The sequence below is a fragment of the Mesorhizobium sp. M7A.F.Ca.US.005.03.1.1 genome, from assembly GCF_003997975.1.
Taxonomy (GTDB): Bacteria; Pseudomonadota; Alphaproteobacteria; order Rhizobiales; family Rhizobiaceae; genus Mesorhizobium; species Mesorhizobium ciceri.
This window is the reverse complement of record NZ_RZRO01000130.1, coordinates 1-14348: the sequence shown is the minus strand read 5'-3', so window position 1 is coordinate 14348 and position 14348 is coordinate 1. Positions and strand designations below refer to the sequence as shown.

Genomic DNA, 14348 nt, shown 5'->3' with positions numbered 1-14348 from the left:
GGATGGAGCGAGGAGGACGTTCTTCTGGGGTTTGTCGAACTTGCATGGGATTTGTATGAGAATCGTCGCGACGATCTGCAATGACCGGTAGCCAATCTGGTAGCTCTGCATTGCTGGCTGTGTCGCGGCTTTTGCGTCGGCAGCTTTTCGCGATAGGAATTTTTTCTTGACACGGTGATCTCAGCTAAGGTATATATTCGTGCATGGTGCTGATTTGCGCCAGTGACCCGCCGAGCAGGCGGGTTTTTCGTTTGATGCTCCGTCAGCCAATGCGCCGAAGGGTCCAAAGGGACCTGTTGACCCGTAGTCGCGACCTAAAGGCCTGGGTTCCTCGCCCCGAGGGGCTTTTATCCCGAACAAAATTTTTTGTTTGCGTACGGATGTTATTCACTATCCGCAGCATGTGCGTTACGTTGGATCCGGGTCGGGCTAAGGGGGATTTCAGGCGGCAGACAAGCGGCTGAGGCCAGGCAATGGAAAATGCGGACGATGCTCGGGAAAGCGGCAATTCCCAGGGCGTCAATCGAGAACGGACAGCTCGATATGTCCTGGACATAATTCCTGAAAGCGCAGGCCCCTGGAGGGCCACCGCGGCGCGGAGTGTCATAGACTCAGCCCGCGATCCCGTCTCGCAGACATTCCCGGCCAAAGAGCATTCCACTGGAATTGCGCTGCGGCCCGCACGCCGATCGAGAGCCTTGCTCGGCAGCGACCGGATCACGCGGTACGATACGCCGACCGGATGTCGCGTCGTCAATCCGGCGGGTGTGGACAGCAAGCCGGCCTGGTCCCTGACCCGGGAGAACGCCGTCGTTTCCATCGCTCCCGAAGCGCTGGCGCAATTGGCCGTGCATGAATGCGATCTCGCCGAACTCGATCCGCCTGCTTTCGGCACGGTCGACCCGGCCGATCTGCTGCGCACCCACCCAGGCCGCAACAGGCGCCTTGCGGCGTTTTCCAGAATACATCTTGCTGCAAATCCGCCCCAAGCTCCGCAGGAATCGTCTGGAATGTCATGCAGTCCGCGCGTTGTACGCCGTCCGGCCGGAACGCTCTCATGAATGGGGTTGGCGATGCCGGTCGGCTTCGATCAATCACGAATTGTTTTTCAGGGGAACGCGGAAGGAAGCCTAGGGTTGAACCTCATCCGGGACGAATCAGGAGGCCAAGAAATGCCGGGTGAGGATGGTGTCCCCGGACCGGTTTCCGGACCCAATTCGCGACAACCGACGCTCAACGCAAAAGGCGGGCTTTCCGTCCGCGCCGCGAGCCGCGTGCGGCAATTCCTGGACGAGAACTTTACGCGCAAGCTGGCGCTTGCCGAGATGGCTGCGGTTTGCGGTCTTTCACCCTATCATTTTGTGCGGGCTTTCTCGAGGACGTTCGGGATGCCGCCGCATCAGTACGTCCTCGGTCTGCGGCTGGATTTCGCTGAAAGGTTGCTTGCCGACAGCGGCATGACGATCGCCGACATCGCTCACTCCAGCGGATTTTCGAGCCAGAGCCATTTTACCACCGTGATGAAGAAATACCGGCAGATGACGCCGCTGCAGGCGCGGATGGGAAAGCTTAGCGCCAAGTTTAGATGAGACGGCGCTTAGGGAGTTGCTTTATTACTTGATTCTAAAGCATTGGCAGGGGTAACGAGCCGTTAACCTATGCCGGTTTGCTCGCCTCTTTTCTCACAAGACAGCAATATCGTGAAATACCGCACGCAGGAATCATGTCTTCCTGCGATGGAGCGGAATTGTCAGACATTTCGTGCCGGCCAGCGGAGAGGGACCATGACCGACAACCAGATTTCGAACGGCCAGATTTCGAGCGGTTCGTTTGTTCGGCGTCGCACAGCGCATTTCGCGGGGCAGTGGATCGCGGGGGCCGATCATGGTTCGCGCTCGGTTCGCCGCCGCCTGATGGCCGTGCTGCGCATGGCGCATCGTGCGCTTGGTATGGGGCGCAGGCGTCTGGGGCTGGGAACGCTGGGGGTCGGCGGCAGCGTGCGTTCGGCCTTGGCCTCCTCCGTCAGCCTGGCGAGCATCGTCGGCGGCCTGGCGGCGATCGCCGCGCTCAGCCTCGCCACGCCGGCCCAGGCACAATACCAGGCCGGCGGCGGGTCCGCGACAGGCGGCAACGCCGTCGCCATCGGTAACGGTGCCACGACGAATGGCAACAACGCCGTAGCGTTGGGCACCTCCAACAGTGCAACGGGCGACGCTTCGATCGCCATCGGCTATTCGATGAGTGTCAATGGCCTGAACGCCATCGGCATAGGTGTCTTTGCAAGCGCGACCGGCATTAACGCGCTCGCTGTGGGCGGAAACGCCCATGCTAACGCCGGCGGGGCAAGCGCCTTTGGCGTCAACAGCACCGCAAATGGGGCGAACGCGACTGCCATCGGCTCCACGGCTACTGCTGGCGCCGCCGCGACGGCCGTTGGCGTATCGAGCCAAGCGACCGGCGGCAATTCCGTCGCTGTCGGCAGCGTGAGCCAGGCTTCGGGGAACAGTTCGACCGCCCTCGGCACGGGAACCGTCGCCAACAGCTTTGGTACCGCGGTTGGATCGACCAGCCAAGCAACCGGCGGCAACGCGACCGCAATGGGAGCGGGTAGTAACGCAAGCGGCGGCAATTCGATAGCGCTGGGAGTGGTCAGCCAGGCAACCGGCGGCAATTCTCTCGCCGCCGGGAACGGCGCCAACGCCAGCGGAGTCTCGGGCGTCGCCGTCGGCAACGCTGCTAGGGCGACCGGCAACAGCTCAACGGCACTCGGGGTGCAAGCGCTGGCGATCGGCGACAGCACGGTTGCTGTCGGTCAGGGCGCCGGCGCCGGGTCAACCACCGGAAATGCCAGCTCGGTCGCGGTGGGCGTCGCGGCAGGCACGCTCGTCAGCGGCGGACAGAATACCGCTGTCGGCGGCGGCGTCCCAAGCGTCTTGAGAGGCGCCGGCTCCGGCGTCACGGGGCAGCGCAATGTCGCCCTCGGCACTGGTGACGGCGCCGTTGCCTATGACGCAACGCTCTCCGCCTCCGCGGGCAATCTGGTCACCGGCAACGACAACATCGCGATCGGAACCAATGCCGGTATTGGTGTCGCCGTCAGCAACACCGCGTCGATCGGCCACAACGCTCAAGCCAGCCAGACCAACGCCGCCGCCATTGGCACGGGATCCATCGCCAGCGGCGTGAATTCCATCTATCTGGGCGCACGCTCCGCTGCCGGAACGGGGGCTCTCGCTCAGAGCGCGATCGCTATCGGCGTGGACGTGACGGCAAACGTGGCTGATGCCACGGCGATCGGCCGTACAAGCGTGGCATCGGCCCAGTTCGCCGTCGCAATCGGGGTAAATTCCCGTGCGACGGGGATAAGCTCGTCAACACTCGGCCCCAACGCACTCGCCTCAGGCAATTTCGCATTGGCTTTCGGCAATGCCGCTCTGTCGAGTGGAATCGGCTCGGTCGCGATTGGGTCGGGTGCCCAGGGCACGGATGTTGGCGCCGTGGCGCTCGGCAATGGCTCCCGTGCGACCCTCGCGCGCGCAACGGCGCTGGGCGTTAGCGCATCGGCGAGTGGCGCGAGCGCCCTGGCGATGGGCGATACCGCAAACGCGAGTGCCCAGAACGCGATCGCCGCCGGAACGAACGCGGTCGCAAACTCCGCCGATGCCGTCGCCATCGGCACCAGGGCGAATGCAAGCGGCGGCAAGGCCGTCGCCATCGGCGCCGACAACGTCGCTTATGGCGACGGCGCCGTCTCTATCGGCGATCCCAGCTATGCCAGCGGTACCGGCGCCTTCACCGGCGGCGCCAACAACATCGCCAACAGCGATGGCACGGCAACCGCCACCGCGGCCAATATGGCCAACGGCGCTGTCGCCATCGGCAACAGCAACAAGGCGATCGGGCAAGGCTCGGTGGCGCTGGGCAACGGCTCGACGGCGGGCGCAGCCGGCCTCGCCGGGAACGTCGCACTGGGCGATGGCGCGACAGCGGCGGCAAGCTCCGGCGATGTCGCGCTTGGTTCGGGCTCGGTCACCACTACGGCGGTCGGCACGGCCAGCGGTGTGGTCAACGGAACGACCTACGCCTTCCAGGGCACCAATCCGACCTCGACGGTCAGCATCGGTGCACCCGGCGCCGAACGCACCATCACCAACGTCGCTGCTGGGCGGATCAGTTCAACATCGACCGACGCGATCAATGGCTCGCAGCTCGCCGCCACCAACCAGGCGGTGGACGCCATCGGCGCCGTCGTCAACAATCTCAACGTCGGCGGCGGCATCAAATATTTCCACGCCAACTCGACGGCGGCGGACTCCTCGGCCACTGGTACGGACTCGGTCGCCATCGGACCCGTCGCGACCGCGACGGGGACAAACGCCATCGCGGCCGGCGTCAATTCGAGCGCCTCCGACGCCAACGCCTCGGCCATCGGCAGTGGCGCCGTCGCGTCGGCGCTCGACGCAACGGCACTGGGGTACATCTCCAAGGCCTCGGGCCAATACAGCACCGCCATTGGCGCAAACGCCACCGCCACAGCCACGTCCAGCACGGCGATCGGCCAGAACTCGCTTGCGGCTGGCGTTCAGGCGACTGCTGTTGGTGTAGGCGCCAATGCCGTCGCCCAGAACGCGCTCGCGCTGGGCGCCGGCTCTGCTGCTGGCAATGCGGGCGACGTGGCGCTCGGCTCAGGCAGTGTCACCGACGTCGCCGTCGGCACGCCCAGCACCGTGATCAATGGCACCACCTACGCCTTCCAGGGCACCAACCCGACCTCGACGGTCAGCGTCGGCGCGGTCGGCGCCGAACGCACCATCACCAACGTCGCCGCCGGACGGATCAGTTCGACGTCGACCGATGCCATCAACGGTTCGCAGCTCGCCGCCACCAACCAGGCCGTCGACGCCATCGGCACCACGCTCAGCACCATCGGCGGTTCCGTCACCAATCTCGGCAACACGTTCAACAACATCGCCGGCGACACCTCGACGGCCTATACCGATGCCAACGGCATAGGCATCCGCTACGCCCGCACCAACGAGGCCGGGCTGGCGCAGACCGATTCCTTCGCCCAAGGCGTCGGGTCCACAGCGGTCGGTTACAATGCGACCGCGACCGGCATCAGCGCGCTGTCGCTCGGCCGCGACAGCAAGGCCAGCATCGACGGCAGCGTGGCGCTGGGCTCGGGTTCGATCTCCGATCGCGCGATCGCTCCGGCCACCGGCCAGATCGCGGCCGGTCCGTCCAACTTCATCCAGTACAACACGAGCGACAAGACGCTGCTCGGCGCCGTTTCGGTCGGCGATGTCAACTCCTACCGGCAGATCACCAACGTGGCCGACGGCACGCAGGACCAAGACGCAGTGACGGTGCGCCAGCTCGCCGGCGCCATCGCTGCCGTATCGGTTACCTCGACGAAATACTTCCACGCCAATTCGGCGGCGGGCGACTCGCTCGCGGTCGGCGCGGAATCGGTCGCGGTCGGCCCGACGACTGTCGTCAACGGCGACAATGGCATCGGCATCGGCAATGGCGCCATCGTCGACCTGACAGCGCCCGGCGGAACGGCCATCGGCCAGAACGCCCATGTGTTGCTGGCCGACGGCCTGGCGCTCGGCACCAATTCGCTGGCGTCCGGTGTCCAGTCGGTGGCGCTCGGCGCCGGCGCCCAGAGCACCTTCATCAACAGCGTGGCGCTCGGTGCGCAATCCATCACCACGGTCGGCGCGCAGGCCGGCTACACGGCCTTCGCGCTCGCCGGTCCGCAGACCTCGGTCGGCGAGGTGTCGATCGGCGCCGCCGGGGCCGAACGCAAGCTGACCAATGTCGCAGCGGGTTCGGCCGATACCGACGGCGTCAACGTCTCGCAGTTGCGCGGCGTGACGAAAAACGTCACCGACCTGTTCGGCGGCGTTACCACGATCAATCCCGACGGCTCGATCACCGGCCCGACCTACACTATCCAGGGCAACAACTACTCGACCGTCTATGACGGCCTGACGGCCGTCGACAATGCCCTGACCACCATCAGCAATGGCGGCGGCATCAAATACTTCCACGCCAATTCGACGCTGGCCGACAGCATCGCCGGCGGCACCAACGCGGTGGCGATCGGGCCGGAAAGCGTGGCGAGCGGCGCCGAGAGCGTGGCTGCGGGCCATGGCTCGACGGCTACCGGGGCGGGCGCCGTCGCGCTCGGCCAGGGTGCGCATGCCAACAACGCCAACGATGTGGCGCTCGGCTCCGGCTCGGTGACGCAGACAGCCGTCGGCACCTCCAGCACCGTCATCGGCGGCAAGACCTACACCTTCGCCGGAACGACTCCGACCGGAACCGTCAGCGTCGGCGATGCCGGCGCCGAGCGGACGATCACCAACGTCGCCGCCGGGCGCGTCGATGCCGGCAGCACGGATGCGATCAACGGCTCGCAGCTCTACGCCACCAACACGGCGATCGAGGATTTGAAAGCCGGCGTCGGAAACCTCACCCAGAACGCGGTGACCTATGACGCCCCGGGCGGCGTCAAGTCGAACACCATCACGCTGCAGGGTGGCGACGTCAACGCGCCGGTCGTCATCTCCAATGTCGGCCCCGGCGTCAAAGGGACCGATGCGGTCAATGTCGACCAGATGAACCAGGGCCTGACCGCCGGCAAGAGCTATACGGACAACCGCGTGGCTTACGCTATCGATACGTCCAACGACTACACCGACAAGGTAGCCGCCACGACCCTGCAGCAGGCCAACGACTATACCGACCAGAAGCTCGGCCAGCTCAATTCGGACATCAACGGCATCCGCGACGAGGCCCGGCAGGCGGCCGCGATAGGTCTCGCCGCCGCCTCGCTGCGCTACGACGACCGGCCCGGAAAGCTGAGCGTCGCGGCGGGTGGCGGCCTCTGGCGCGACGCAGGCGCCTTCGCCTTCGGTGCGGGCTACACCAGCGAGGACGGCCGCATCCGCGGCAATCTGTCGGGCACGGCAGCGGGTGGGCATGTCGGCGTCGGCGCCGGCATCAGCTTCACCTTGAACTGAGGCAGGGATGAAAGGACTTGTTGCCCTGACCTGCCTGGCGCTTTGCGGCGGCCTCGTGCCGGCCGCCGGGCAGGTCGCGTCGACCTACAGGATCAAGCCTTCGGACGTGGTGCTCCCGCCCGAGGTGAAGCTCGGAGACTACCAGCGCACCATACGCCCATTCGACAACTGGACGCTGATCTGCGACGAGAACCTCAAAGCCCGCAAGAAGGTCTGCAACGTCTCGCAGATCATCGAGGACGCGTCCGGCAAGATGGCCTTCAGCTGGTCGCTTGCCGCCACCCAGGACGGCAAGCCGTACATGATCCTGCGCACCGCCCCGAACGCCAGGAGCGATGGCCTGGTGTCCGTGAAATTCGATGGACAGAAGCAGCCGATCGACGTGCAGCTGAACGGCTGCAACGAAATGGTCTGTGTCGGCATGTTGCCGGTCGGCCCCGTCATGCGCCGGCAGATATCGCAGAACGCGACGCCGGCGATCTCCTACTCGACGGTCGATGGGCAGACGATCACCGTTACCGCAACGCTCAAGGGGCTGTCAGACGCCCTTTCACCACTCAAATAACCGAGGCGCCACCATGAGCCAGCAGGACCAGTTCACGTCCGCCAAACGCACTCCGAGCGTCGAGGCGGATCGGCAGAGGCGGGCCGAGCCCCCAAGGCGCTGGCCACGCGCGGCCGGATATTCACTGCTGGGATTGGTCGTGGCGGGGCTTGGCTTCGCCGCCGGGAATTACGCCGCGGTCGCCAATCTGGTCGGCGGCGCGACGGCCGCACCTGCAGCAACAGCGGCGGCCCCCGTGCTTCCGGACACGCCCTTCCTCGAGCATGTCAAGCAGGCCGGTGTGCAGGCCTGCTCGACCGTCTATCCAGTGCTCGGACAGATCCTGACGACCGGCACGAAATACAGCGTCAAATCCCTGTGGAACGACCAGGCCGCCGACAAGCACGCCATCCAGGCTTTTGTCGGCATGGACTATGCGTCGGAACGCTATAGCGGACCGGCCGCCGGCATCGTCTTCGCATCGCCCACCGCCACGGGTTGCGAAGGGGCGATGGTGCGGGTGGCGCCATTCGCCAGCCCGTGCGCCGACATCCCATCCATCCTGCCGCAGGGCAGCAAGATCACCGACCATCTCGGGCAGGTCGAGGTCTACGAGCTCGGCGGCAATGCCGGTGAAGCGCTTCTCCTGCCGACGGGCAAAAGCTGTGTGGTGATCTCCCTTGCTTCGGCGGCGAAGTAGGACGCGAAGCGAGTGAGGTCAAGGAAAGGATGCCGACCATGAGATTGCAGGCTTTGGCAGTTTTGGGCTTGACCTTGTTGTGGAGCGGACAAGTCGTCTCAGCCGACCTTGTGGCCCCATCGGAACCGCAACAGGAGGAAAAGGGCATATGGGCGGCCATTGCCTATTCGCAGGCCGATAGCAAATACGGCTTCTTCTGGGGCGCCGACAAGCGGCAGGAAGCGAAGGACATCGCACAGAAATATTGCGAGAACGCAGGCGGAAAGGCCTGCAACGTCGTCACCGTCTTCCGCAACCATCGCCATTGGAATGATGACGACGAGACCGGCTTTCCCTACAAGCACTGCGGTGCGCTTGCCGTGGCAGACAAAGTGGAGAACCGTTTCACGCCCTGGGGCGTGAACTCGGCCGAGACCCGTCGGGAAGCGGAGGATCTCGCTTTGCATGCCTGCGAGGCGACGGGAGAGAAATGCAAGATCCGCGAATGGGTCTGCACATGAAGCTTGGCCCGAAGGCCGTCTCCGCATGTGGGGCAATCCTGTTTTCGTTGATGTCACCGGCGTCCGCGCAGCAGCAGGTGGCGGCTGTCCCGGATGGACCCTCATCGCTGCGTGAGGTCTATCAGGACTGGAGCGTGACCTGTTCGGTACGGGAAAAGGCGAGAGTGTGCTCGCTTGCGCAAGACCAGGTCCAGCAGAACGGGCAGAGGCTTCTTGCCATGGAGATCGCGGCACGCCCGGACGGTTCGACGACGGCTACCCTGCTTCTGCCCTTCGGCATCCTCCTTGATCCGGGCGTGACGCTGCAGATCGACGATCAACCGCCGCTGTCCCCGCAGCGCTTCAGGACCTGCCTGCCGACGGGTTGCGTCTCCGTCTTTACGATCGATCGGCCGACGCTTGGAAAGCTGAGGGGAGGCTCGGTGCTGAAGCTCAATGTCACGACGGACGCCGAGACCCCGCTGAGCTTCCCTGTGTCGCTTCGCGGCCTGACCGCGGCGCTCGACCGCATGGTGGCGTTGAGCGCAAATTAGGGTGCGCGCTGACCAGCTTTTGGCCGCAGTGAGCCACATGAAGCGTACGCCGGCCGCCGCGATGGAGTATTTTTGGGCGCGGCATCCAAAGGGGCGTGCCTGAAAAGGGCTCAACTTCAGGTTGGATCATCGACAGCCGCTATCCGAACCGGCCATGATTCTGGCCATACCGGCCCACTGGCCTGCCGTTTTTTGTGCTTTCCCACTGAATGCGGCGTCCGGATACAACCGCAGCGAGCCGACGTTATGTGCTATTTTTGCTACATCTCGCAGCCTTGTTGCCCAAAAAGGCTATTTAGCGATCTCTAAATCAATAATCGCTCACATATTTCGTGAATCTGTGAATAATCCACCGACGGGCAGGCCTTGGCTTGGTTAGCGCTCTGAAAAGGACGCTGGGGAAACGTTAGGGTGGGATTAATGAATACGACAAACATGTCGACCATAGGCAGGCGCCTTGGTCTTTTGATGGCGGCCACCATGCTGACCTGCGGCAGTGCTCACGCGCTCACGCTCAAGGAGGCGATGGCTGTCGCGGTGGAGTCCAATCCCGAGATTGGACAGGCGATCGAAAATCGCGAAGCCATCGAGTTCGAGTTGCGGCAGGCCAAGGGCCTTTATCTTCCCAGTGTCGATGTCGAGGCATCGGCTGGCGTTCGCCGGCTCGACAATCCGTCCCGGCGCTCTCTTTCCATCGAAGGCGATGCGCTCTATCCGGCTGAAACGGATCTTACCGTTTCGCAGACGCTTTATGACAGCGGCGGAAGGCGGGCCGAATTGAACCGTCAGGCATCGCGCGTCGACGGCGCTTCGTTCCGCGTTCTGGAACGGTCCGAATTCATCGGGTTGTCCGTTGTCCAGGACTATCTGGAATACATGCTGCAGGCCTCGATCGTTGCCGAAGCGAAGAAGAATCTCGGCTTCCACCAGGCAATTCTCGGCGACATCCGGCAAGGCATCTCGGGCGGCGCGCTGAACGAGGCCGACCGGCAACAGGCCGAGGAACGGCTGTTCGCCGCCAAGGCGCGCATGCAGGAGGCGACCGAGGAACTGGAAGCGGCCAAGATCCGCTTCTTCAAAACCGTCGGAAAGCCACTGACCAGCCCTTCGAGGCCCGGCGATGTTTCGGCCGCACTCCCGCGCTCGCTCGACGACGCGATAGGGTTGGCGCGGGAAAGCAATCCGCGCGTACACATGGCCAACAGCGACATCGACGCGGCGGCCTCCCTCGTGGACGCTGCGCGGGCAAAATTTGGCCCCTCCATCATCGCTGAAGGTCGGGCCCGGGCAGGAACCGACATTGACGGCGACGATGGCGACACCACCGACCTGCAGGCGCGCGTGGTCCTGCGCTGGAACCTCTACCGCGGTGGCATCGACAAGGCCAACGAGCAGGAGCAGATCCGCCGCACCAGTGAACAGCGTCTCGCGCTGCATCAGGTCCAGCGCGAAATCGAGGAAGCCGTTCGCACCTCATGGGATCGCCGTTTCCGGCAAGCCGATCTGGCAAAGACCCTGAGGCAACAAGCCGCTGCCAATGAGAAGCTGGTTGCTTCCTATCGCGAGCAGTTCAAGGTCGGACAGCGCTCGCTGCTCGACGTGCTCGACGCGCAGAATACACGGTTCAACACGGCAACACTGGCGGATACCGCGTCCTACGCATCGCTGTTTGCCCAGTACCGGCTCCTGGCCGCGACCGGACAGTTGCTGAAAACGATGAATCTCGAGCCGGCAAAGCAAGCGACGGCCTATGCACGCACCGAGTTCGCAGCACCGGAAACCGCGGACACAGAAACCTATGCGCGGACGCCATCGGAGCAGAAGAACGACCTGCCATTCGATATTCTCGCTCCGGTGAGGAAGAAATAGGACAGCACAAGGTCCAGCGAGCGTCCTGACGGGCAGATCGTGAACCAGCAACCCAACATCCTCTCCCCGAAGGAGGCGTTCAAGGCCTGCTTCTCGGCCGTTGCCGGATATCTCGGCAGGCCGAGCGCGGAGACCGTGCTGTTTGCCGGCGTGCCGCTCTCGGACACGCGAATTGCGGCCGACGACATCAGGCACCTTGCCGAACGCATCGGCCTGGAAGTCACCGAGTTCAATCATCGCGATTTTCTCAGGGGGCGTATCGACCTGCCGGCCATCGTCTTTCGCGTCAGCCAATTGCCCGTCGCCCTGCTGGCTCTAGGCGAAGGCGATGCGTATATCACCGCGCCCCAGGAAGACGGCCGCACCACGATCGGCCGGTTGGAACTGGCCGCCAGCTACATCAGCGGCGGCGCTTCCTTTTCGATCACCTATGCCAATGCCGCCGAGACCATGTCGGTCGGCTCGGCGGCCAGGATCGAGCGAAGACATTGGCTTACGGGGACGATGGGCGCTTTCTGGCGCACCTACTCGAAAGTCGTCCTGGCGGCGGTGTTCATCAATCTGCTGGCCATAGCCTCGCCGATCTTCACCATGAACGTCTACGACAGGATCCTGCCGAACAAGGCAATATCGACACTGTGGGTCCTGGCTCTCGGCATCGGTGCGGTCATCCTGTTCGACCTGCTTTTGAAGACGGCAAGGGCTTCCCTCATCGACTATGCCGGCCGCAAGGCGGATCTGCGGATATCCTATCTGCTGTTCGAAAAAGTGCTGAACTCGTCGCTTTCGGCGCGCCCCGGCTCGACCGGTGAATACGCAAACAGGATCACGCAATATGAATTCGTCAGGGAGTTCTTCACCTCCAACACCATAAGCGTGTTCATCGACACGGCATTCGTCTTCGTCTTTCTCCTTGTGATCTATGCAATAGGCGGCTGGCTGGTGATCATACCGGCGCTGGCCTTCGTGATGTCCGTCATCGTCGGCCTGGTCACCCAGCGCCGCATCGGCAAGCGCGTCGCCGCCTCGATGAACGAAGCATCGCAGCGCCAGGCCCTGCTGGTCGAATCCATCTCGACGCTGGAGACCATCAAGTCGCTGCGCGCCGAGGCGTATCTGCTGCGGAAATGGGGAGAGCACTCCAAGAACGCCGCCAACACGTCCGAGAAAATCAAGCAGCTTTCGGCGGCGGCGGGCAACATCACCCAGTCCATACAGCAGCTGGTGACCGTCGCCCTGGTCGTGGCCGGCGCCTATGCCTTCTCGGAAGGGCATGTTTCGACAGGAGCAATCATAGGAACGGTGATGCTGGCGAGCAGGGCCGTGGCGCCGCTCGGCCAGATCGCCATAACGTTGTCCCGGTTCCGCCAGGCCATGCTCTCGCTGAGGATGGTGAATTCGATCATGGCTCAACCGGAAGACCGGCCCGACACGGTGGGCTTCGTCAACCGCCCCATCCGCAAGGGCGCGATGGTGTTCAGGAATGTCGGGTTTGTCTATCCAGGCTCGGAAAACGAAGTTTTGACCGGCCTGAATTTCTCGGTCAAGCCGGGTGAGCGGATCGGCATCATCGGCCGCATAGGATCGGGAAAGACGACGATGGGTCGGCTGGTCGGCCGGCTCTTCCTGCCGACTTCCGGTGAGTTGCTGCTGGATGGGATCGACATTCGCCAGTATCACCCGTCCGAGGTTCGCGCCGCGGTCGGCATCGTTGCGCAGGCCGGCGACCTGTTCTCGGGCACCATCAAGGAAAACCTCCTGATGGCATGCCCCGAGGCTACAGACGAACAGATCATCGAAGCGGCAAAGGCGGCCGGCGTCGACGATTTCGTCTCACGCCACCCGCGCGGCTACGACATGAATGTCGGCGAGCGCGGCACCAATCTTTCGGGCGGCCAAAGGCAGACGGTGGCGATCGCGCGCCTGCTGCTGACCAAACCGAAAATCGTCTTTCTGGACGAGCCGTCGGGCTCGATGGATCTTGCTTCCGAACGCCAGTTGATCAAGCAGCTCAAAGTCGCCTTTGACCGCGACACCACGCTGATCGTCTCCACACATCGGTTCAGCATGCTTGAACTGGCCGACCGCCTGATCGTTATCGAACAGGGCAAAATCGTTGCCGACGGACCGAAGGACCAAGTCATACAGGCGTTGCAGAAAACAAGCGCCTGACAAAACAATTATTGCTGCATCCAATGCGTTGGGGCGTGGGAAATGCTTGCCAGGGAAGATCGGCCGCCGCTGTTTGCGTCGGCGTCCATATTCATCATCGGAGCGCTCTTCGTCGTTTTTGTCGCCTGGGCGTCCTTTGCCGAAGTCGATGAGATCGCACGCGGCGACGGCAAGGTCATACCTGCTTCCAAGACCCAGATCATCCAGGCGAGCGAGGCCGGTGTGGTTCAGGAAATCGCCGTGACGATCGGCCAGGTCGTCAAGAAGAACGATCTCATCATCCGCCTGGACAACACGCTCAACACGTCCAGCCTTGGCGAGCAGCAGGCCAAGGCGCGCGCGCTGGAAGTGCGCATAGCAAGGCTGAAATACGAACAGGCCGGCAATCTCTCGGGCCCATTTCCGTGCCCGCAGGACATCCAGTCGGTCGCTCCGCAAATCTGCGACAATGAACAGAAGCTGCTCATCGCCCGGCGTGGGAACTTCGACAACAAGCTGTCCGTGCTCAAGTCACGCCTCGATCAGCGCGAGAAGGAACTTGCCGAGGCGGAGGCCAATTCCGATCGTCTTACCAAGAACCTGGCGGTCAGCGACCAGGAGGCAAAACTGGTCGATGCGATGGTCAAGAAAGGCCTGATGGCAAGGACCGAGCAGCTCCGGGTAGAGCGCGAGCAGACCGAACTCAACGGCCAGCTGAACCTTGCCGGCGAAACGATAAAGAAGATCAGATCGTCGATCACGGAAGCTCAGCTTCAGGTCGAGGAACTCGGCCTGCAATTGCAGCAGGAGGCGCTGGACGACCTTACCCAGGCGCTGGCGGACCTTTCGGTGGTGGATGAGACCATAAGGGGAGCCACCGACAAGGTCGCGCGCACCGATATCCGGTCTCCCGTGGACGGCATCGTCAACACGCTGGAGCTGAACACGGTCGGCGCCTTCGTCCAGCCTGGCGCCGTCGTGGCCGGCATCGTGCCAACCTCCGAAACGTTGCTGGTGGAG

The 14348-nt window shown here is 63.5% G+C and carries 10 protein-coding genes; all 10 read left to right on the top strand.

Annotation, left to right across the window (positions count from 1 at the left end; translation table 11 throughout):
• Window positions 1-698: 698 nt before the first annotated feature.
• Complete coding sequence (locus EN990_RS35855) at window positions 699-1061, top strand: hypothetical protein (RefSeq protein ID WP_206519241.1); 363 nt, start codon at window positions 699-701, stop codon at window positions 1059-1061.
• A gap of 12 nt (window positions 1062-1073) precedes the next feature.
• On the top strand, window positions 1074-1589 hold the full coding sequence (locus tag EN990_RS32100) for an AraC family transcriptional regulator (RefSeq protein ID WP_064995671.1): 516 nt from the start codon (window positions 1074-1076) through the stop codon (window positions 1587-1589).
• Between the two features lie 195 nt (window positions 1590-1784).
• Entirely contained in the window at window positions 1785-7031 is a 5247-nt protein-coding gene (locus tag EN990_RS32095; RefSeq protein WP_127388520.1) for a YadA-like family protein, read from the top strand.
• Window positions 7032-7038: 7 nt separating this feature from the next.
• Window positions 7039-7596 (top strand): invasion associated locus B family protein, encoded by a 558-nt coding sequence (locus tag EN990_RS32090; protein ID WP_013529840.1) that lies wholly within the window; start codon window positions 7039-7041, stop codon window positions 7594-7596.
• A gap of 13 nt (window positions 7597-7609) precedes the next feature.
• On the top strand, window positions 7610-8275 hold the full coding sequence (locus EN990_RS32085; protein ID WP_013529841.1) for a hypothetical protein: 666 nt from the start codon (window positions 7610-7612) through the stop codon (window positions 8273-8275).
• Window positions 8276-8313: 38 nt separating this feature from the next.
• On the top strand, window positions 8314-8775 hold the full coding sequence (locus tag EN990_RS32080) for a DUF4189 domain-containing protein (protein WP_127367298.1): 462 nt from the start codon (window positions 8314-8316) through the stop codon (window positions 8773-8775).
• Window positions 8760-9308 carry an invasion associated locus B family protein gene (locus EN990_RS32075; protein ID WP_127369579.1) on the top strand — a complete coding sequence of 183 codons (549 nt, stop codon included), beginning with the start codon at window positions 8760-8762 and terminating at the stop codon, window positions 9306-9308. The genes EN990_RS32080 and EN990_RS32075 overlap by 16 nt, the downstream gene beginning before the upstream one ends.
• Before the next feature lie 420 nt (window positions 9309-9728).
• Window positions 9729-11177 carry a TolC family protein gene (locus EN990_RS32070; RefSeq protein ID WP_013529844.1) on the top strand — a complete coding sequence of 483 codons (1449 nt, stop codon included), beginning with the start codon at window positions 9729-9731 and terminating at the stop codon, window positions 11175-11177.
• Window positions 11178-11216: 39 nt separating this feature from the next.
• The gene (locus EN990_RS32065) at window positions 11217-13349 is read left to right on the top strand and encodes a type I secretion system permease/ATPase (RefSeq protein ID WP_127366905.1); all 2133 of its coding nucleotides are present in this window, start codon (window positions 11217-11219) and stop codon (window positions 13347-13349) included.
• A 42-nt stretch (window positions 13350-13391) separates the two neighbouring features.
• A partial coding sequence (locus tag EN990_RS32060) for an HlyD family type I secretion periplasmic adaptor subunit (RefSeq protein ID WP_127388519.1) occupies window positions 13392-14348 on the top strand: 957 nt, incomplete at its 3' end.